Genomic DNA, 20,430 nt, shown 5'->3' with positions numbered 1-20,430 from the left:
TTAACTCAGTTTCTGAATTCTATTGAACTAATGACTAATTCTGTGAGTAAAATACTCAATAACAATTACTTAAATTTTAAAGGAAAATCATGCCATCTATTCCAGACGATTTTATTAATTACAAATCCACACCATGTTTTACTAAAACTAATATCCCAAAAATGTTTTTACATTTACACAATACCAAAGCTGGTGTTTACGGGAAAATTTGTGTCACAAAAGGCCAATTAAAGTTTTTTGGTTTTGCTGAACGTCGTGGTGAAGTCGAGCAAGAAATTATCATTGAAGATGGGCAAACAGCTATATCACCACCTGAATATTGGCATAAAGTTGAATTTTTAACAGAAGATACCGAATTCCATGTCGATTTTTATGCGCAAAAAAAATCAGATATTGTTAAACAAAACTTATCTGAACGTAACGATTAATTTGATATGTCTTTGTAGTTCCATCTGGTTTCTGTGTGTACTAAGGGAACATTGGCACTAACAGAAATTAGTGCCAAAAATCAAACCGCTTGGGGTATTCGGTTTATGATCTGAAAGCGGACGCTTGGCTACCTCAATTATTTGTAATAACTACAATACATGATGTTATTGTTAAAATACAAGTTTTAGCCGTTATGACCGACTGTAAAGAGCGAACAACAGCCGTTCAACCGTTGAAGAATAAGGATCACTTAGTGCTTACAGCGTAAGTAAGTAAGTATTAATATCATAACTTTCGCAGTTAGATTAATAGCTGACAATACAGATGAATTTGTAAGACAATTTTTTTCCATATTCCTGACATGAGATCTCGGTTGAAATCATACTATTATTGTTCAATGGATGGCTTTCAACATACGACAAAATTGCTAAAGCCTGTTTGACGTATGCCGATTTAAATTTGAAGTCGGATATGCGCTACAGTTATATTATCTAGTTTCTTATAGACGGATCTAAGGTCAGCAGTCTTAGCTTCAATTCTTCTTCTGAAATTTTTAACATTAGACCTTGTTTATAAGGCTTTCATTGGCACTCATTAACTCTTCTTGTTGGGTTTGTAATTCCTCTGCTTGTTGCTGACTTTCCTCAAGAAGGGCTTTATTTTTCATCTGACTATTGAGGTTATTGATTGCAACACCAATGCTTTTGGCGCTTTCTTCCAAAATGTTCTGATGACTTTCTGAAAACTCATGAAAGGATGCCAATTCGATTGCTCCCATCAAATGTTGCTCAAATAACACCGGAAAAATCATTATATTATTAGGTTCTTTCTTGCCCAATGCAGAAATAATTTTGACATAATTTTCCGGAGCGTGAGTAAGCAAGATAGGTTGTTTATCTTTGGCGCATTGACCAAGCAAACCCTCGCCTATATTAATGGTGACGGAGTTATATTTTCGTTTCTCAGCCGCATAGCTTCCTACCAAGGTCAACTTGTTATTATTTACTGAATAGCTATCAGTAACGTAAAAAACACCATGAGCTGATTGCGTTATTTGCGCCATTGTAGAAATAATAGCATCACACATCACTTGTAAATCGGTGACTCCTTGCGTCAGCTCGGTTACTCTTGTGACTTGAGTTTTGAACTCATTTTGTGAAACCAATTCAGCATTGGAACGCTTTAATTCTTCTTCAAATTGTTTTTCTTTCGTAATATCCCTTATAAAACCGGTATAAATAACACCCTCTTTTTGTTTGATCTCACCAACTGACAGAAACATCGGAAATGTTGAACCGTCTTTTCTAAGGCCAACAACTTCACGACCAACACCAATTATTTTCTTTATATCAGTGCGCCGATAGGTGCGTAAATAACCATCGTGTTCAGCTTTATAAGGCTCTGGCATCAGTATATTGACTTTTTGGCCGATGAGTTCAACGGAACTATACAGAAATTGTTTTTCAGTGGCCTTATTCACCGTTAGAATAATCCCTTCTGGGCTGATGGAAATAATTCCATCCACTGCGGTATCGAGTATTCCCTGGATAACTCGATTACTTTTTTCCATTGCCAAGGTCCGTTCTGCTATCTGATTTTTCATTTTATGGATAGCATTTCCAAGGCGGTCTTTATCACTCTTCTTTGTTATTTCACCCGAGAAATCACCATTGGCAATGGCGTCAGCCTGATCCGCAATATTTTTAAAGGTATTAATCATATTAATCAACGAGGCATAAATCCCAGTGATGCCTACCGTTGGAGATTGGAATGATATGTCAATATTGCCACTGGCAACTTCTTGGGAAATATCAGCAATAATATCGGGTTCACCTCCTATTTGCGTCATAAGAGATCGACTGATTAATAAAGAGACTATTACGCCAATAATAATAGCGGCTATGGTTCCAATGATCGTCGTAAAAATTGCTTGAGCTGCGGTATTTTCAGTTTCTTGCTCTCTTTCAAACAGCAATTTAGTCTCAGTGCTAATAAATTTATCAAACATCTCCCGAAGATCATCCAGAATATTTTTTCCCGTTTCTTTTTTGATTAAAGAAGATACATCCTTGATAGTGACGGTATTTTCATTCATTTTCCGTCGCATCGCGATTTCAGGTGTTGCTGCTTTTAAAATCCATTCTTTCACAAGAGCCGTAATTTTTTCTAATTGCGCTACCTGGGCAGGGTTATCACCAACCAATTTCTTTGTAGTGATCACGAGTTTATCAAACTCAAGTTTTCCTTGCGTATATGGTTCTAGGAACTCCGTTTTACCCGTAATCAGAAACCCTCTTTCACCGGTTTCCATATCAACCAGTAGTTTTTGCAGGTCTTTAGCTTTGCCTATCACTTTGTAAGTGTGTTCTACCAACTGGACCGCGCTAGCATCCAATAAACCGGCATCGGCTTTTCTTTCACGCAGTAATTGTGTTTCTGTTTCGATGAACAATTCAAAATGTTCTCGAATATTGTCGAATATGTGTTTACCTGTCTTTTCTTCAATTAACGCAGTTACGTCATCGATGGTCGTAGTATTGTTATTCATTTCATTTCGCATAGAAATTTCAGGGCTTGCGGCCTTCTTAATCCACGCGTTAACCTTTGCATCAATGTCTTTCAAGCGAGTGACTTGCAAGGAATTATCGCTGACCAACTGCTTTGTTTCAGACATTAGCTTGTTAAATTCAGATTTTCCACGTGTATATGGCTCGAGGAATTGTGCTTCACCAGTAATCAGAAAACCTCTTTCACCAGTTTCCATATCTACAAGAAGTTTTTCCAGCTGTTTGCCATTGCCTATAACTCGGTGTGTATGCTCGACCCAGCCTGAGTTCTCGACGAGAGTATTTATGCTGGTATACACAATGCTTGAAATAACAATCATAAGCATCAATATTATGGCGTTACCTGAAAATAGCTTTGTTCTAAATTTCATAATTTCTCTGATATTGAAGTTTAGTGAATCCAATTTGATCGAGACTCTTGAACTAGATATTCAAATCAAATTGCCTTGATTCTTTTAGTATCATAGTAGAAATATTATTATTGGCTATGTCTTCGAGGGACTTCATTGATTTTGATATCTAAAGTTTATTGTAACCGTATAGGCATCATATGATTAACTTACCTGCGCTGTGCCCAAAAACTGTGCATATACTGTCAAATATTTATGTCCACTTACGTACTTATGACCCACATAATCTTGAGTGATTTCAGTTAATAAATTTAGTCCTTGGTGGCAAAAGTGAACGTTTCATATCCATAAGCGAATGACGGTTAATGGCACTCAACGGCCTGACAGCGTTTGCAATGGACGCAATAATTAACATCGAGCTGAAAAACTGATCCTGTAACCACAGAGCGTCCGCTTTATGAACATACACTTGACGTTAGTTGGATTTCTGTTTTAGTCAACTAAGCGCACCAAGAAGTCATTAGCAGTAAACTATTTTTCACTTTTCATTGGTTAAAAGTTAAGGCTCACTTTTACCACATAGGAGTCTTTAGCAAAGGTAAATATTGAAGGCGTTTTTTGGTCACTGTTGATACGAATATAGTCATTTTAGTCTGAATAACACCATAATTAGGGTGTTCAGATCATGTGCCTATTTCATACGGATGTAGAATTCAAAATGTAGGTTAAAGCGTAGGTTTCTTATCTTTATGTTTTAACTTGTTGATAATACTAGTGTTGACACTGACGTATCATATGAGTGGGTGTTTGCTGTTTAATGAATTGACCATAACAATTTTCCGCTTGCCCTCTTTTCCGTTATAGTGTCCTGCCAGTTATATACACGAATTTAGAAGGCATTAAAAATACTATGGATATCAAAGGGACCTGTATATCATCAACAGCAGATGAGCACGGCCCAGTTTATGTTTACCAAACAAGGACCAGTCGGATCCTCAGCTTTGATGGGAAAATCTATCAAAGTTCCATGAAACTAAATAATATTCATGGATTAGATCTCAGCTACACTCAGGCCATGATGGCGGGTTTGTTTTTTATCCCTAGGTTAAAAACAGCCACCATCATGGGACTAGGCGCAGGCTCAATGGCAAAGAACCTGCTCAGTAGTTTCTCTGAGTTGAATATACACGCGATTGAATACCGAGAAGCAGTGGCGAAGACCGCAAAAGAATATTTTTACTTACCCGACACGGAACGCCTCGTCATTCATATAGACGATGCGGTGAACTACATTAAAAACACTGACATGAAAAGCGATATTATCTTTTCAGATCTATATAACTCACAAGGCATGGAACCAAAACAAATACAATCATCCTACTTGCGTGATTGTAAAAATTCACTCAACAAGCAAGGTGTCCTCGTGCTCAATATCTGGCACACGGCACTTAAATCACGAGAAGAGTTAGATGAATTACTCGAGTTAGAATTTGAAAACAGACTACTCAGTTTTGAAGTTGAAAGTGGAAATACGATCGTACTCGCATTCAAAAATGACATCCCTTTGATAAAAAGAGAAGAACTAATGACTAAAGGTAAATGGTTGCAAGAAAAAATGAACATTCCGATGGAACGCTATGCCAAATTACTCTGTGATAGACAAGGTTTATGAGGATGGCCATTTTTCTTCCTTAACGCTTGCTTTGAAGCTAACAAGTTCTGCTTCAAAGTTAGTCGTCATATCTGTAACTGCCAGAGCGAAAACTTTTAATGATTTTCAGATAACGGGTCATCAATTCCTATTGCTGTAGTTATTGCTGTCCTTTTTAAAACACTTGTGTGATAAGAGCAAGTTATTATGGGTGGCCTGATAAGTTAATAAGTACTGTTAAAACTTACTCGCCCTATTTATTAAGTGTTTTTATCAAAATAGTCTAAAGCTTTTAGACTCTCACCTGAATTAACATATTTGAAATCAAATAAATTTCCATTTTCAAAATAAAAAATAAAGGGATAAGAAACAACAATATTTTCATATTCAAAAAATCTGATATATTTACTTTCTACAAAACCTGATAGTTTCTTTATTTTATTTTTAGAAGATTCTGATGCGATTTTGAATACTATGTCTGACATTATCTGGAGTGAGGAGTCACAATCAGTTTTATTACTGCGGATATAAGTAAATTTCTTTTTGGTATTTGAACCAGCTTTAAACTCAACAATAATAAATTTAGATAGAATAAAACTATCGTATTCTTTTAACAGTCTAATACTTTTGATTTGTTGATTTAATGGGATATTCAGGCTTATAAAATCCGCCACATAATTTCTAACAAAATTGCCCGCCATATTTAATTTCGCACATCCTTCACGAATATTATTGTAACTTTCAATAGTTAAATATGACTTTTCTATAGAAACTAAAACTGGATCGCCAACTCTTATCTTCGATTCAACAAACACTTCACTAAATGACTTTTTTCCAGCTGCAAATTGACTTATTTCACTTAAAGTTATACCGCCTTTGTAAAAACCAAAGGCTGAAATAGATATCCCTAATATCCCCATTAAAATCAAATAGAAGTACTTTCCCATATTAATAATATTCCCTTAGTTATCTTCAATATAAAGCAAAGTTATTCTATCTTACATGTAAAATACATATGATTTTTTGTTATCTACAGTTTTATTTTCCCAAATAATAGCCGTAGAGTTTATTCCCCCCTGCTTGGCGTCGCAGTGACAATTGTATATTCTGCAATTGCTGGTGTTCAACGCCATTTTTGGAGCTTTCATGTTCTTTCTGGCGTCGCGGTGGCGACCACACCCAAGGGGCGACGTGCCGCCGCGCCTCCCCTTGGAACCCCTGCGGCGCCCAACTCAGCAGAACATTCAATCAACAACTAGCGTAAACCACGATTCCTGCCGATTTATCGTCCATGAACAACGGCAGCCCTCGACGTCCTGTCTCGGGTCGAGGCCTACCTTTGCTAGTTGGTGATTGAATTGCTGAGATGGGAATAAGTGTTAGCTGAGATTACTTCACTTTCTAAACAATGAAGTGATATACGAAAGGAAAAACAAGCACCAAGTCTGCTTGAACAAACGTTGAAATGAATGAAAGTGTTCACGTATGTTCATCAGGGATGATGAACAAAGCGCTGTCGGCACATGGATGTGCCATCAGCGCTGTTACGTCGAACACACTTGAGAGAATTGAGGGATACGTTTGTTAGCAGCGCCATGGGGTTCCAAGGGGCTTTTGGCGTGTAACGCCCCTTGGGTGCCGTCGCCACCGCGACAAAACATTTTAATTTACTCTGACCCCTATTATTTAACAAATCAAACTTAAAGCCCGAATTTAGATAGGCGTTGTTTATTTAAAGGACTTTCATTTCCTATTTCTACTAAAGCTTCCCTAGTATTTTTCATAAGCTCAGGGCTGCTATTGCCCAATAATAAACAAACTCTAATGTAATCGGTGAGGTCTTTCCCCTCAAAGCCTTTAAACATTGCTTTGAGTTCTTCTTTGTTGAGCTTGCCAAGAGTTTCAGCATCAACAGTATTATAAGAGCTCTTTCCTTTCCACCGGTCTAAAATGTCCATAGGCGCATCGACTTTTTTTAAGTTTTCATAAGCCATTTGCAATCTATTTCTAAACTCCTCACCATCAACACCAAATGGGTGATACTCCATGCTTTTCATATTGAATTTTTCATGTTTACCTTCCATTTTTTCAATATAGAATTCAGTTAATTCATTAGCTTTATTACAAAAACCTAGATCTCGAATTAACTCAATTCCTTTACTGTATTGAGAGGTCGATAAGTCTGTAACCGAAGCTCTCAAACCAGCCTCCATTGCATTGACAACCACATCTGCATTATCATTAAATGAACCATGAAAGACACCCCAAGCTTTAGAGTATTCCTCACTTCTTTCTTGAGCCATTAATTCAAATTGTCTTGCATCACACAGTGCTATCAACTTTTCTTTGTGAATAAAACCTTGTTCAATACTTTCTGCAATAACTAAGTCTAATTCATCCGTCAGCATATATTTATAACTACTCAGTGTTGCATTCCATTCTTTTGCCTTTGTTTCATCAACATTTCCTCCTGATTTTCTGATGCCACTTTGCTTCACAAAATTGAAGCAAGGTATAGAGACATCTTCTCCTTTACAGTAATAGCACCAACTAAAAACTACAACAGAGTGAACAATTTGATATTTAATATCGTCGTGATAATCACAAATAAGACTTAACACTTCTTGGGAATGGCGCTCAATTTTTTTAAGGACGCGAATATTCTTTATATCCAATTTGAGGCAACAATCTCGAATGTGTAAATATTGGTCCTGATTTTCGATAGCTAATTCAAAACACTCTAGAGCGCTTGGTTCAAAGTGAAGTTGCTTGTCGATTACTTTCTCTTTATATGTAAAGTAATCTTGAAGGTCTTTGGCATCTTCGTTGAGTAGGATGACGACTTTACAATCCTTTTGCTCTTTTAAAAACGAAACTAGACCTAGAAAATCTTTGAGCTTTAAACTTTCACTATGCCTTTCTATGTCATCAAAACAAATTACAGTCTTATTTAGCGACATGAAAGATAAGGAACTAAAAGCCTCTTCTAATCCTGAGCCTGAACCTTTTAAAACAGCATTTGCCATAGGTTTCGCAACACCTTTAATAAAACCTGCTGATTTTCGACTAAGTTGTTTAACTAAGCTCAAGTAGTTCTTCTTAAAAGTAAAAACGTCAGGTTTTTGACCAATTATTTTGGTGTCTATAGTGTTTTCAAAAATAGCTCTTTTCAGCTCATTTAAAGAGTTGAGACCAAAAAGAGAAACATAAGCGTATGATTTAAATTCAATATCATCTTTTATTTCTTTTACATACTTGTCCCAAGTGTAAGTTTTTCCAATACCCCAGCGACCTTTAATAGCTAATACTTCAGGTTCTTTACTCTTTAGAAATGTGTGAATCTGCTCTTTAACCAATCCAATTGACATAAATGAACCCTATAAAAAATCATGATTTAAATAGGTTAACATGTGAATCTATTCACTAAAACAAAAAAAACGAGCCGAAGCTCGCTTTTTATTATTCTATATCAACTAGTTATGACTATTTATAAGACTCAACCGGAGGACATGAACATATTAAGTTTCTATCACCATATACATCGTCAATTCTGTTAACCGTTGGCCAGAATTTGTTGGCTGCTGCCGCTGGTACTGGGAATACTGCTTCTTGAATCGTGTAACCACGATCCCAAGTATCAGTAATATCCGCTAAAGTATGTGGAGCATTCTGTAATGGGTTGTCGTTTAATGCCCACTCACCTGACTCAACTTTTCGTACTTCATCACGAATACAAACCATCGCTTCGATGAAACGGTCAAGTTCAACTTTAGACTCTGATTCCGTAGGTTCAATCATGAACGTGCCCGCTACTGGGAACGACATAGTTGGTGCATGGAAACCGTAATCCATCAGACGCTTAGCCATATCTACTTCAGTAATACCACAATCCGCTTTAATTGGACGTAAATCGATAATACATTCGTGTGCTACGCGGCCATTAGGTCCAGTGTATAAAATTGGGTAATGCTGGCTAAGTTTAGTCGCTAAGTAGTTAGCGTTAGTGATTGCGTATTTAGTTGCGTCAGTAACACCTTTTTTACCTAACATAGCAATGTATAAGTAAGTAATACATAAGATACCCGCACTACCAAATGGTGCCGCTGATACCGCGCCATTGCCTTTAGTTTCGTCATTCACTGTCACTAGTGCGTGATCAGGAAGGAAAGGTGCAAGGTGTGACTTAACACCGATAGGACCCATACCTGGACCACCGCCGCCGTGTGGAATAGCGAAAGTTTTGTGTAAGTTAAGGTGTGAAACGTCAGCGCCGATTGAACCTGGTGACGTTAAGCCTACTTGTGCGTTCATGTTCGCGCCATCAAGGTAAACTTGACCGCCGTTGTCATGAATGATGTTACAGATTTCAGCAATCGTAGTTTCGTAAATACCATGAGTCGACGGGTACGTGATCATAATACAAGAAAGGTTATCTGCTAACTCTTCAGCTTTCGCTGTTAAGTCGGCCATATCAACGTTGCCTTCTTTATCACAATTTACTACCACAACTTTCATACCAACCATTTGCGCTGACGCTGGGTTAGTACCGTGTGCTGATGAAGGAATTAAACAAATGTTACGATGCGAATCACCACGGCTTTCGTGGTATTTAACAATTGCGATTAAACCTGCGTACTCACCTTGAGCACCTGAGTTTGGTTGCATTGAAATATTGTCGTAACCGGTTAACTCAACTAACCAGTCACCTAGTTGGTCGATCATTTTTTTGTAACCAACAACTTGGTCAGCTGGAGCAAAAGGATGCATGTTAGCAAATTCAGGCCATGATACTGGGATCATCTGCGCGGTTGCATTTAACTTCATCGTACAAGAGCCTAAAGAGATCATTGAATGGTTCAATGCTAAATCTTTGTTCTCAAGTTTTTTGATATAACGAAGCATTTCTGTTTCGCTATGGTACGAGTTAAATACTGGGTGGGTTAGTATTTCAGATTCACGTACTAGTGAAGCTGGAATTGAAGAATGACCACATTCAACAATCTTATCATCTAAATCACTTACGTTTAGACCGTGACCTGCGCCTAATAAGACATCAAATAATGTCGCTAGCTTGTCACGCGTAGTAGTTTCATCTAAAGAAACAGCAATTTGACCATCAACATCTGTACGTAAGTTTAAGTCTGCCGCGGCAGCACGTTTGATGATTTCTGCTTTGTTATCGACTTTAAAGGTTAAAGTATCGAAGTAGTTCGCGTGAACTGCTGTTAGCCCTTTAGTCGCTGTACCTAAACATAAAATGTCAGTTAAACGGTGAATACGGTTAGCAATAGTTTTTAAACCTTGAGGACCGTGATAAACCGCGTAGAACGCTGCCATGTTGGCTAATAATACTTGTGCGGTACAAATGTTTGAGTTGGCTTTTTCACGACGAATATGTTGCTCGCGCGTTTGCATGGCCATACGCAGTGCTGCGTTACCACGAGTATCTCTTGATACACCAATAATACGACCTGGTAGAGAACGTTTGTACTTGTCGCTTGTGGTGAAGAATGCCGCGTGTGGACCACCGTAACCCATTGGCACACCAAAACGTTGGCTTGAACCAATAACAGCATCAGCGCCTAACTCACCTGGAGACTTCAACATTACTAAGCTCATAAGGTCGGCTGCTACTGCAACAATGCCTTTTTTCTCATGAATTTTAGCAATGAGCTCGCTAATATCAGTGACTTCACCTGAAGCGCCAGGGTATTGGATAAGTGCGCCAAAGATGTCGTGCTCTGCAGCTTCATTAGCTGGAGCGATGATAATATCAAAACCAAACATTTCAGCACGTTGTTTAACAACGTCGATGGTTTGTGGGAAAACATCTTCTGAGATAAAGAAAAGGTTAGATTTTTTGTTTTTAGAAACACGTTTGGCCAATGCCATGGCTTCAGCGGCTGCTGTGCCTTCATCTAATAATGAAGCAGAAGCTAGGTCTAAACCGGTAAGGTCAATACACATTTGTTGGTAGTTTAATAATGACTCTAAACGACCTTGAGCAATTTCTGGTTGATACGGCGTATACGCTGTATACCAACCTGGATTTTCCAATACGTTACGTAAAATGACGTTTGGCGTTAAGGTACCGTAGTAACCTAAACCAATATAAGTGTCGTTTACTTTATTTAAGCTAGCAACCGCTTTTAAATCAGCGAGTGCTTGTACTTCGGTTTTGCTTTCTTCAATGTTTGGCAAATCAGCAAGGCGAATATCACTCGGCACGATTTCGTCAATTAAGGCATCAACAGATTCTGCGCCGATGTCATTTAACATGGCTTGAGTTTGCGCTGCATCAGGACCAATGTGGCGACGGATAAAATCTTGAGTTTGCTCTAACTCAGATAATGAGTTAACAATTACTTTTGAAGTCATAACAGTTTCACTTAAATTTAGGTAAATTACGTAAGTTTAAAAAATATCAGCAAGCTTTAGCTTGGTGTAACAATACGATTTTCTTTTATGCTTTTTAGCATAAAAGAAAGCCTCGCTTCTTATAAAAGAGAGAGGCTTAAGAGTGCGATTATCGTAAGTAGTCTGATTTTAGACAAAGCTGTCAAGTGATGAGTTTTCTGAGCTTAGTGTACTAAGTGATGAAAACTCATTACGCTGACAATGCAGTATAAAATTTAGAATACGACCGATAAAAACTAGTCTGCGTCGATAGAGTTTTTATAACCTTCGGCATCAAGTAAGTTTTCTAACTCACTTGCATCGTCAAGTTTAACTTTAAATAACCAACCGCCACCAAAAGCATCCGAGTTAAGTAACTCTGGTGCATCTTCTAGTTCTTCGTTGATTTCAATAACAGTACCTGAAACAGGTGCGTAGATATCTGAAGCAGCTTTTACTGATTCTGCTACGGCAACATCATCGCCAACACTAATTGAATCATCAACATCTGGTAATTCAACAAATACCATGTCACCTAAAAGGTCTTGTGCGTGTTCAGTAATACCGATAGTAGCAGTACCGTCACTTTCAAGACGAACCCACTCGTGAGATGTTGCATATTTTAATTCTGAAGGAATGTTGCTCATTTTTATTCTTCCTATTCTTACTTTATTAGTAAGTTGATTAGTAAATTGACCAAATACTTGATTAGATCAATAGATTAAATTTCTGTAATTTATATAGCACAAAAGCTGCTAGATAATAATATTTATGTACTAGTTAACGCATCCTAAATAATAGTAATCACAGTGAAGCTGTCAAATTTCGTAGCGCTGAGCCTAGTTTAATTAATTTTACTAAGTTATGTGCTATGTCAATGCCGACAATAAAACTGTGGTTACTAGTATGACGGATGAATTAGAATACTTTTTTACCATTACGAACAAAGCTTGGCTTGGTTACCGTAACTTTAACTAATTTCTTACGCATTTCAACTTCAACCACATCGCCTACTTTTACGCTGCGAGGAACGCGCGCTAAAGCAACACTGTGACCTAATGTTGGTGAGAATGTACCTGAAGTGATAATGCCTTCGCCAGCTTCAGTAATAACTTTTTGAGCGGTACGAAGCACACCTTTTTCTTCTAGTACTAAACCAACTAATTTCGGTTGATCGCCTGCCGCTTTTTGTGCGGTTAATACGTCGCGACCGATAAAGTCACGGTCTGTTGGTTCCCAGCTTATGGTCCATGCCATGTTAGCAGCGATTGGCGAAACTGTTTCGTCCATATCTAAACCGTAAAGGTTCATGCCAGCTTCTAAACGTAAAGTATCACGAGCACCTAAACCACATGGCGCTACGCCAGCGTCTAGTAATTTTTGCCATAAATCTTCTGCAGCATTTTCTGGAATGATAATTTCGTAACCATTTTCTCCAGTATAACCAGTAGTAGCGATAAATAAATCACCTACTTGTACACCAAAAAATGGCTTCATGCCTTCAACGGCAGCACTTTCTTCTGCAGAAAGTAGAGTACCGACTTTAGCGATAGCTTCTGGGCCTTGTACGGCAATCATGCCAAACTCAGGACGCTCAGTAATAGTAATATCAAAACCAGTAGCTTGCTTAGTCATCCAAGCAAGGTCTTTTTCACGGGTCGCAGAGTTAACCACTAAACGGTAGTTAGTGTCTGAGAAGAAGTAAATGATCAAATCATCAATCACGCCGCCTGCTTCATTTAACATACCGGTGTAAAGTGCTTTACCTGGGACAGTTAACTTAGCAACATCGTTAATCACTAAACGACGTAAGTAGCTTTTTGCGTCAGTGCCTTGCACATCAACAATGGTCATGTGTGAAACATCAAACATACCGGCATTTGTTCTTACCGCATGGTGCTCTTCAATTTGAGAGCCATAGTTAATAGGCATTTCCCAGCCATAAAAATCAACCATTTTTGCGCCTGAAGCTAAATGCTTGGCATGTAATACTGTTTTATTCGTCATCTGTTCCACCTAAGAGTGATCAAAAGGAATTATCAAAGTTGACTGATTATAGCCGTCACTCACCGTTGATTCAACAATAAAACTAACAGTTTGAAAATATAAACCCGTGTTTTATTGAATATCAGAATTATATTTGTAAATCCGTGGTTATTTGAAATTAACACCATCATTATCTTGATGTTCGGGGGACAGAGCAAATAAAAGCCAATAAGGTTATTCGCTTTTATTTTTCTCAGACGGGCTAGTGATCATTGTGACTCTGTGACCAACGACACTAAAGTAACCTGAACTCGGTTTAAGATATAGTTAACTGATTGATATATGATTACAAATATCCCAACCTCCTCTCTAGCTTGATAGTTTTTCTTAATTCAAGGCAAATTTCGCGTCAATAGCTGGTCTATTGCAAGTAAATTTAACGCAGAAGTAAGATAAAATAGCTGCTAGAAAAACATTTGTTAAGCCGAGCTCAGGTTAAAGTAGGTCTTTTTTATAAGCAAGTTCCGGAAGATCTGCTTTGAGTCCTAATGCTTGTGCTATCAGGCGATGTTTAGCCGGAGCAAAATTATTCAGAATATTCATACCGATACCGCGCAATAATTTAATCGGTGATTGCTGTGGGCTAAATGCCTGTTTAATACCGGCCATAGCCGTAATCATTTCAGTGGCTTCACTTTTGCGCCAGCGTGAAAATGCTTTAAGCTCGGTGATATTAACAAACTCAGTCGTTATTTCTTCATGCTTAACCAGTTTAGCCGTTAATGTTTGCGCTAATGCGGCGGCATCAAGAAGACCTAAGTTAACACCCTGCCCAGCCAATGGATGGATAGTATGAGCGGCATCACCAATAAGTACGACCCGGTCTTTAACAAAATCTTGCGCCAAACGCATGGTAAGCGGATAAGTAAAACGTTCACTTTTAAGACTAATATCACCTAACTTGCCATCACTGGCTGCCGTTAACTCTTTAGCAAACTCAATAGCATCGAGGGCTGTTAAGCGTTTGGCCTCATCAGGTGAAGTGGAATATACAATAGAGCATAAATCACTGGTCGATACCGAGGCATCAGTCGACTTGCTCTGTTTTAACGGGAGAAAAGCTAATGGCCCTGTCGGTAAGAATACCTGCCAAGCGGTGTTTTTATGACCTTGAGGACATTCGACTGTCGCAACAATGGCATGGTGATCGTAATCTTTAAAGATCATCGCCATATTCATTTGCTGACGAACCCAAGAATTTGCGCCATCTGCACCAACAATCAATTTAGCGATTATAGGTGGTGTCGGTGTACTGATTGATGAGTGTTGAGTAGAGGATTGCTGTTCGAAAGTAGCAAAAACTTCACTATCACCATGACTGATACTGGCAAGTTTATGGTCGGTAAAAAAATGAATACCTTCATCGAGCTGTGCTTGTTGCCATAATGCGTGGCGGATCACTTTATTTTCAATGATCCAACCCAAGTTATCTTCCGGTGGCAAGCTGGTACTGTCCTGTGCAGAAAAATCGAGCTTACCTAAGCCGGCTTTATCCCAGACATGCATGTGCTGATAATCTTGTGCTCGGTTGTTTGCTATTGTTGGCCACACAGCTAAATTTTCAAAGATATTTTTACTGGCAACATTGATGGCGCTGACTCGAACATCGATACTTTCATCAAGCTCGGTCACGGCCGCAGTGTCGACCAGAGCAATTTTTAGCTGGCTTGATTTACGCAGCGCTAGCGCCAGCGTTAAACCGACCATACCGGCACCAACAATTAACACATCAAATTTTTGCATCTTCTCTCTTCTTCAATTCAAATAATGCCACGGGGACTCCCGGTTAATTGCTCATGGGAATAATCATGGGCGTGACAAAAAGCAAAGCCACATGGATCCCCGACTAAGTGACCACGGGGATGACCATAATACCAGTGAGACTTTATCAGCCGTCATTTTCTAAACTAGCAAATACACATAACGTTCACAGCCGTCATCTTCTAAACTAGCAGGTACACATAACGTTCACAGCCGTCATCTTCTAAACTAGCAAGTACACATAACGTTCACAGCCGTCATTTTCTAAACTAGCAAGTACACATAATGTTCACAGCCGTCATTTTCTAAACTAGCAAGTACACATAATGTTCACAGCCATCATTTTCTAAACTAGCAAATACACATAACGTTCACAGCCGTCATCCCCGAAGTGTCTGATCGGGGATCCAGTATTTTCTCTATGTTTTTCAAATTAATGAGGCTAAACTAATTGCCCCATATCTAATAACCCATAGTCTTCTTAACCAAGGCCTTTTTAAGCGGCGTAAGATAATTAAGTGCCTGTAACGCAATATTGCGGCCAAGCACTAGTGGTGGTAAATCATTGGCAAATAATGTCACCAGTGAATCCGTTAATTGAATAACTTGCCGTTGATCCTTCGTCCTATTCACTTGGTAAGCGTGCAGTAAACCAAAATTACCAATATCTTGCTCTGCTGCTAAGGCTTTACTTACTAAGTCAGCCATCACCTCAACATCGCGCAAGCCTAAGTTGAAACCTTGCCCGGCAATAGGATGAATAGTGTGTGAGGCGTTACCAATAAGCGCCATGCGAAAATAGGTTTGTCGCTGAGCTTGTAATAACACTAACGGGAAAGTATCTCGTTTACCCACATGGGTGATCGCGCCAAGATAACTACCAAAAGCGCGTTCTAGTTCAATTTTAAAAGCTTCATCATCAAGCTTGTTAATTTCTTGCGCTTGCTCAGGTGTCATGGTCCAAACCAATGAACAACGAGAAACGCCAGCAGTTGATGAGCTGGTATTAGCTTTTAGTGACTCAATAGCTGACTGCGTTGACGGCTGCACTGGGGTTAAGGGCAACATCGCTATTGGACCTTGTTCGGTAAACCGTTCAAACGCTTTGTTATGATGGGCTTTACTGGTTGAAACATTGGCAATGAGCGCGACTTGTTGATAATCATCACAACTGACTTCAATATTGGCCAGTTTTCTCACTGGTGATTGCACGCCATCACAGCCTAGCAGCAGTTGTGCTGATAAGGTTTTACCTGACTTTAAGCTAACTTTTACTTGGCTTTTATCTATTGAATTTTCGTCTTGATCTTGCCAGTGAATGTCGACTATTGAATCAGGGCTAAACCAATGGACATTATCTTTTGTATTTTGAGCCAATGCTTTTAATTGTGCTTTACCAATACGCGCCATATCAATGACATAACCTAGGGCATTAACCCTGAACTCTTTGGCGGTTAATCTAGCTTTAGCAAAGTGACCACGGTCTGAAATATCAATGTCAGTAATGGCACAAGCATCATTTTTTAGATGTTGCCAAACGCCAAGCTTAGCCAAATAGTTTGCACTGCCGTGAGATAGCGCTAAAACGCGGCCATCAAATAAGGCATTTTCATCTGCGGGGCTTGCTTGATTAACCAGTAGCGTTTCAATAATAGCGATGGATAATAAGCACCCATCAGCTTTGGTCAGTTTACTCAAGCTTAGCGCCATTAAACTGCCCGATAAGCCGCCGCCTGAGATAATGACATCAAAATGTTGATTCGTGGTTTGCATAGCGTGCATCTTTGTATTTTTGTCTTTTTATTTAGGTTATTTTACTTAACCATGACGGATGATTTATTGATTTGGCTTAACGAATTTACCTATTTACCAAAGTCAGGTTCAAGAACGTAATCAAGGACATTCTTTAGGCTATTTTTGCATTAACTCTTCTATATCTTCAATGGTTTGTGGCGAGTTAACGGTAAAGTTTTCAAAGCCATCTTTGGTAACGGCGATGTTATCTTCAATGCGTATGCCAATACCGCGCCATTTTTCCGCGACACTTAAATCCGTTAACGGAATATAAATACCCGGTTCAATGGTCATCACCATGCCCTCTTTAAAAGCGCGTAGTTGCTCTCTATCAGTACTGATATGGTAGTCACCAACATCATGCACGTCTAAACCTAACCAATGACCCAGACCATGAATAAAGTAATCTTTTACTTTTTTCTCGCTAATAAGCTCGGTTAAATCACCCTCTAATATGCCCAAATCAACTAAGCCTTGCGTTAAGAATGCATTGGTTAATATATTCAGTTTAGCAAAAGACATACCGGGTTTAATCGCATTAACAGCCAGATTTTTAGCATCCAGTACCAGTTGATAAATGGCTTTTTGCTCAGTGCTGAATTTTCCGTTAATGGGGAAAGTACGGGTGATATCGGCAGCATACCCCCCTAATTCTGCACCGGCATCGATGAGTAATAACTCGTTGTTGTTCAATACATCACAATTGGCGGTGTAATGGAGGATATTGGCGTTATCACCACCGGCAACAATACTGGCATAAGCTGGGTGTCGAGCTCCGTGTCGAGCAAATTCATGAAGAATTTCGGCTTCAATTTGATATTCAAACTTACCCACATGACACTTTTGCATGGCGCGTTGATGCGCTAACCCTGAAATATGGTTAGCGTGGCGCATTAAAGCCAATTCATTCGTTGTTTTAATTAATCGTAACTCAGCAACAAGCGGATCACTATCGGTTAAGTTAGTCGGTGTTTTCGCGCCTTGGCGTATATTACTGCTTACTTGCTTTAACCAAGTAAATACTTGCGCAGCAAAGTTGTGATCACTAAAACCAAAAAACACTTGGCTTTTACCTTCAAGGTAGTCTGGTATCAAGCTATCTATTTCGCTCAACGTAAAGCTTTGCTCAACACCATAATCGTCAACGGCTTTGATTTGGCCAATACGACGTCCTTGCCAAATTTCATGTAAAGGGTCTTTAGGTAATGAAAATAAAACAGACTTTGCGCTGCCCTGTTCATCTTTAAGTAACACTAATAGTGCATCAGGCTCATTAAAACCGGTTAAATAAAAGAAGTTTTTATTTTGGCAAAAAGCATATTCGGTATCATTACTACGGGTTAGCTCACTGGCAGCAGGAAATAATGCGATACAATTATTTGGCATTTTTGCCATCAATGCCGCGCGATGCTGGTCATAGTCACTTAACGGTAACTGGCTGATAGGCGACTTTGTTGATGCTGCTTTATTTAACGGTGTTTTACTTAACGGTGAAGTGCTCATGTAATTACTCGCGCCTATTTATTGTTGTGCTCACTTTTGCTAACACTTACCAACGACATACAGTTATTAGTTATTGGTTAACCGTAACTAATAACTCTTAACTAATAACTAATAACTAATAACTAATAACTAATAACTAATAACTAATAACTAATAACTAATAACTAGTATTAATGCTTGGCTGAATTAGTGAATTATCTTTTTATCTGCGCTCTTACTTTCACGGTTTGGTGGTGTCGCTAGTTCGCTAAAACACAATAACGCGGAAATCCGTACATATTCACCAATTTCAAAGTAAGCTTGCTCAGTATCTTCATCTTCTTCCATTTCATCAGATAAGTTGGCAATTTCGGCAAAATCGGTAAGTACTTCTTTAACATCATCAGAGACAACAGGCGTGTCTTTTTGTTGTAAGCCAAAGCCAAAATTAAAGCCTTGCACCCAAGTACTTAAGGCATGACCACGTTCGGCCATAGTGTCGTCGTCATCGGGTAATAACAGGTTAAAACTATAGTTATCATCTAATATACTACTCCACAGCTCGCTGTACATTTGCTTGAGCGCTGTTTTGACTGACCCAGGGAAACCATCACCTTCATTGAATAAATCATTAAGCATGGTCATATAACCTTGGTCTTCAAATTCAAAACCGGCACAAACCAAGCCAGTTAAAACACCATGGAGTTCACTGGCATGGCACTCAACACCTTCGCTAGTCAAAATGGCTTGCATAGAGGGAAAATCTATTAGGCTAGTGTTGGCATCTTTGTTTGAACTTGTTTCAGTCATGATTTATTTTCTATTATTGCGGGAAGTTATATAAGTAATGGTATCACTGGCGAAAATGACAGAAAAGGAAAATAATACCAAGTCCATTAAGTTATTGACTGCTCAGCGAGAATTAAAAGGCTTAGAGGCTAGGCATTTATTGATGATAATGGTTATTCCCTTGTCAAAATCAATAACACAGCATATAAGACTTTTAGACTCGCCCTAGGGGACTCGTTAGTAAAAAAACTTAATTTGCTCAGTCTTGCGTAGCGTAAGTCTGAGTTGATGATGAACTTAAAGGGGTTGGTATAACATAAAATGGCGATAAACCGCGCTATTTCCTTGCATAGATAGCTTTGCCTCGTTATCATGGAAATAATAGCTTAAAAAATATCATTATGGCTATATTATTAATATTACTTGGAATTCTTTGTAAATGGCGCAACGCACCGTAGAAATCAACATAGTTGATCGCAAGCTGAAAATTGCTTGTCCAATAGGGCAAGAAACCGCCTTATTATCTGCGGCACAAGAATTAAGTGAACGCTTAAAAAAAGCTAGCGCGAGCAAAACGATCAGTACACCTGAGCAAATGTTATTAATGACAGCTTTGAATTTGGCTAACGATTTATTAAAAACTCAACAACAATTAAAAGTTGAGCAACACGATAACCAAGAAAAAATTGTTTTGTTGCAATCCACTATTGAACAAGCCCTTTCCCCACTAAAGAAAAAAATCGCTTAAGCATTAATCGCTTAACTTTTGTTACCTCTTCAATAAGTTTTTTATCTCGCTATATTAGTAAAAGATAATTAAAGCTTAAAAATAAAACATAACGAATAATTACCAAACACTTAGTAAAAGATTACAAAAAAAAGCTTATTCGATGATATTTTTTTCGCTATACTAGGATTGTCTTCTGGGGTGTTTGTATGCGATCTATGTCCCTGAGCCGATAAGTTTTACCTTAGGAAATTGACTATTAGCTATTGTGCAAGCCCGGCTCGTATCGGGAAGCCTACGGTTAGCATGATATTTCCGCCCTGAACACACGGTGTTCAGGACTAAAGTTAGCTACGGCACCTTGGAAGCGACTATCCTCTCTTTTCAGAACAATCCAATATCAACGATATTTCCGCACCCTCTCTAGAAAAGCACACG

General features: G+C 38.7%; 13 protein-coding genes and 1 other RNA gene. 4 read left to right on the top strand and 10 right to left on the bottom strand.

Translation table 11 applies throughout. The annotated features are described in order from the left end of the window. Positions 1–89 precede the first annotated feature (89 nt). Entirely contained in the window at positions 90–428 is a 339-nt protein-coding gene (locus F580_RS0105970) for a TehB family protein (RefSeq protein WP_019026787.1), read from the top strand. Positions 429–988: 560 nt separating this feature from the next. Here the strand turns inward: F580_RS0105970 and F580_RS25425 are convergent. Continuing rightward, positions 989–3,367, bottom strand: coding sequence for a CHASE3 domain-containing protein (locus F580_RS25425; protein ID WP_019026786.1), 2,379 nt, complete (start codon positions 3,365–3,367; stop codon positions 989–991). Between the two features lie 889 nt (positions 3,368–4,256). Between F580_RS25425 and F580_RS0105960 the strand changes: the two genes are divergently transcribed. Then, positions 4,257–5,018, top strand: coding sequence for a spermidine synthase (locus F580_RS0105960; protein WP_019026785.1), 762 nt, complete (start codon positions 4,257–4,259; stop codon positions 5,016–5,018). A gap of 239 nt (positions 5,019–5,257) precedes the next feature. On the opposite strand, the gene F580_RS0105955 is transcribed toward F580_RS0105960, so the two are convergent. The 9 genes from F580_RS0105955 to F580_RS0105915 all read right to left on the bottom strand — a co-directional run bounded on the left by F580_RS0105955 (position 5,258) and on the right by F580_RS0105915 (position 19,286). After that, on the bottom strand, positions 5,258–5,944 hold the full coding sequence (locus tag F580_RS0105955; protein WP_019026784.1) for a hypothetical protein: 687 nt from the start codon (positions 5,942–5,944) through the stop codon (positions 5,258–5,260). 753 nt (positions 5,945–6,697) lie between these two features. Beyond that, positions 6,698–8,365, bottom strand: a complete 1,668-nt coding sequence (locus F580_RS0105950; RefSeq protein WP_019026783.1) for a P-loop NTPase fold protein — start codon at positions 8,363–8,365, stop codon at positions 6,698–6,700. A gap of 115 nt (positions 8,366–8,480) precedes the next feature. After that, entirely contained in the window at positions 8,481–11,375 is a 2,895-nt protein-coding gene (gene gcvP / locus F580_RS0105945) for an aminomethyl-transferring glycine dehydrogenase (protein ID WP_019026782.1), read from the bottom strand. Between the two features lie 275 nt (positions 11,376–11,650). Next, positions 11,651–12,040: a glycine cleavage system protein GcvH gene (gene gcvH / locus F580_RS0105940; protein WP_019026781.1), complete on the bottom strand. Its 390-nt coding sequence runs from the start codon at positions 12,038–12,040 to the stop codon at positions 11,651–11,653. A 271-nt stretch (positions 12,041–12,311) separates the two neighbouring features. Beyond that, entirely contained in the window at positions 12,312–13,400 is a 1,089-nt protein-coding gene (gene gcvT, locus F580_RS0105935) for a glycine cleavage system aminomethyltransferase GcvT (protein ID WP_019026780.1), read from the bottom strand. Between the two features lie 474 nt (positions 13,401–13,874). After that, positions 13,875–15,182, bottom strand: coding sequence for a UbiH/UbiF/VisC/COQ6 family ubiquinone biosynthesis hydroxylase (locus F580_RS0105930; RefSeq protein ID WP_019026779.1), 1,308 nt, complete (start codon positions 15,180–15,182; stop codon positions 13,875–13,877). A gap of 480 nt (positions 15,183–15,662) precedes the next feature. Beyond that, positions 15,663–16,973, bottom strand: a complete 1,311-nt coding sequence (ubiH, locus tag F580_RS0105925) for a 2-octaprenyl-6-methoxyphenyl hydroxylase (RefSeq protein WP_157443015.1) — start codon at positions 16,971–16,973, stop codon at positions 15,663–15,665. 138 nt (positions 16,974–17,111) lie between these two features. Further along, the gene (gene pepP / locus F580_RS0105920; protein ID WP_019026777.1) at positions 17,112–18,497 is read right to left on the bottom strand and encodes a Xaa-Pro aminopeptidase; all 1,386 of its coding nucleotides are present in this window, start codon (positions 18,495–18,497) and stop codon (positions 17,112–17,114) included. Positions 18,498–18,683: 186 nt separating this feature from the next. Further along, complete coding sequence (locus F580_RS0105915; RefSeq protein ID WP_019026776.1) at positions 18,684–19,286, bottom strand: UPF0149 family protein; 603 nt, start codon at positions 19,284–19,286, stop codon at positions 18,684–18,686. Positions 19,287–19,704: 418 nt separating this feature from the next. On the opposite strand from F580_RS0105915, the gene F580_RS0105910 reads away from it, so the two are divergent. Together F580_RS0105910 and ssrS are read left to right on the top strand one after the other, a co-directional pair. Then, complete coding sequence (locus F580_RS0105910) at positions 19,705–20,013, top strand: cell division protein ZapA (protein ID WP_019026775.1); 309 nt, start codon at positions 19,705–19,707, stop codon at positions 20,011–20,013. Positions 20,014–20,182: 169 nt separating this feature from the next. Further along, positions 20,183–20,364, top strand: a non-coding RNA gene (gene ssrS, locus F580_RS25915) — 6S RNA. Positions 20,365–20,430 lie beyond the last annotated feature (66 nt).

The sequence above is a fragment of the Colwellia piezophila ATCC BAA-637 genome (assembly GCF_000378625.1).
In the GTDB taxonomy this organism is placed as follows: Bacteria; Pseudomonadota; Gammaproteobacteria; order Enterobacterales; family Alteromonadaceae; genus Colwellia; species Colwellia piezophila.
This window is presented reverse-complemented; position numbering and strand designations above follow the sequence as displayed.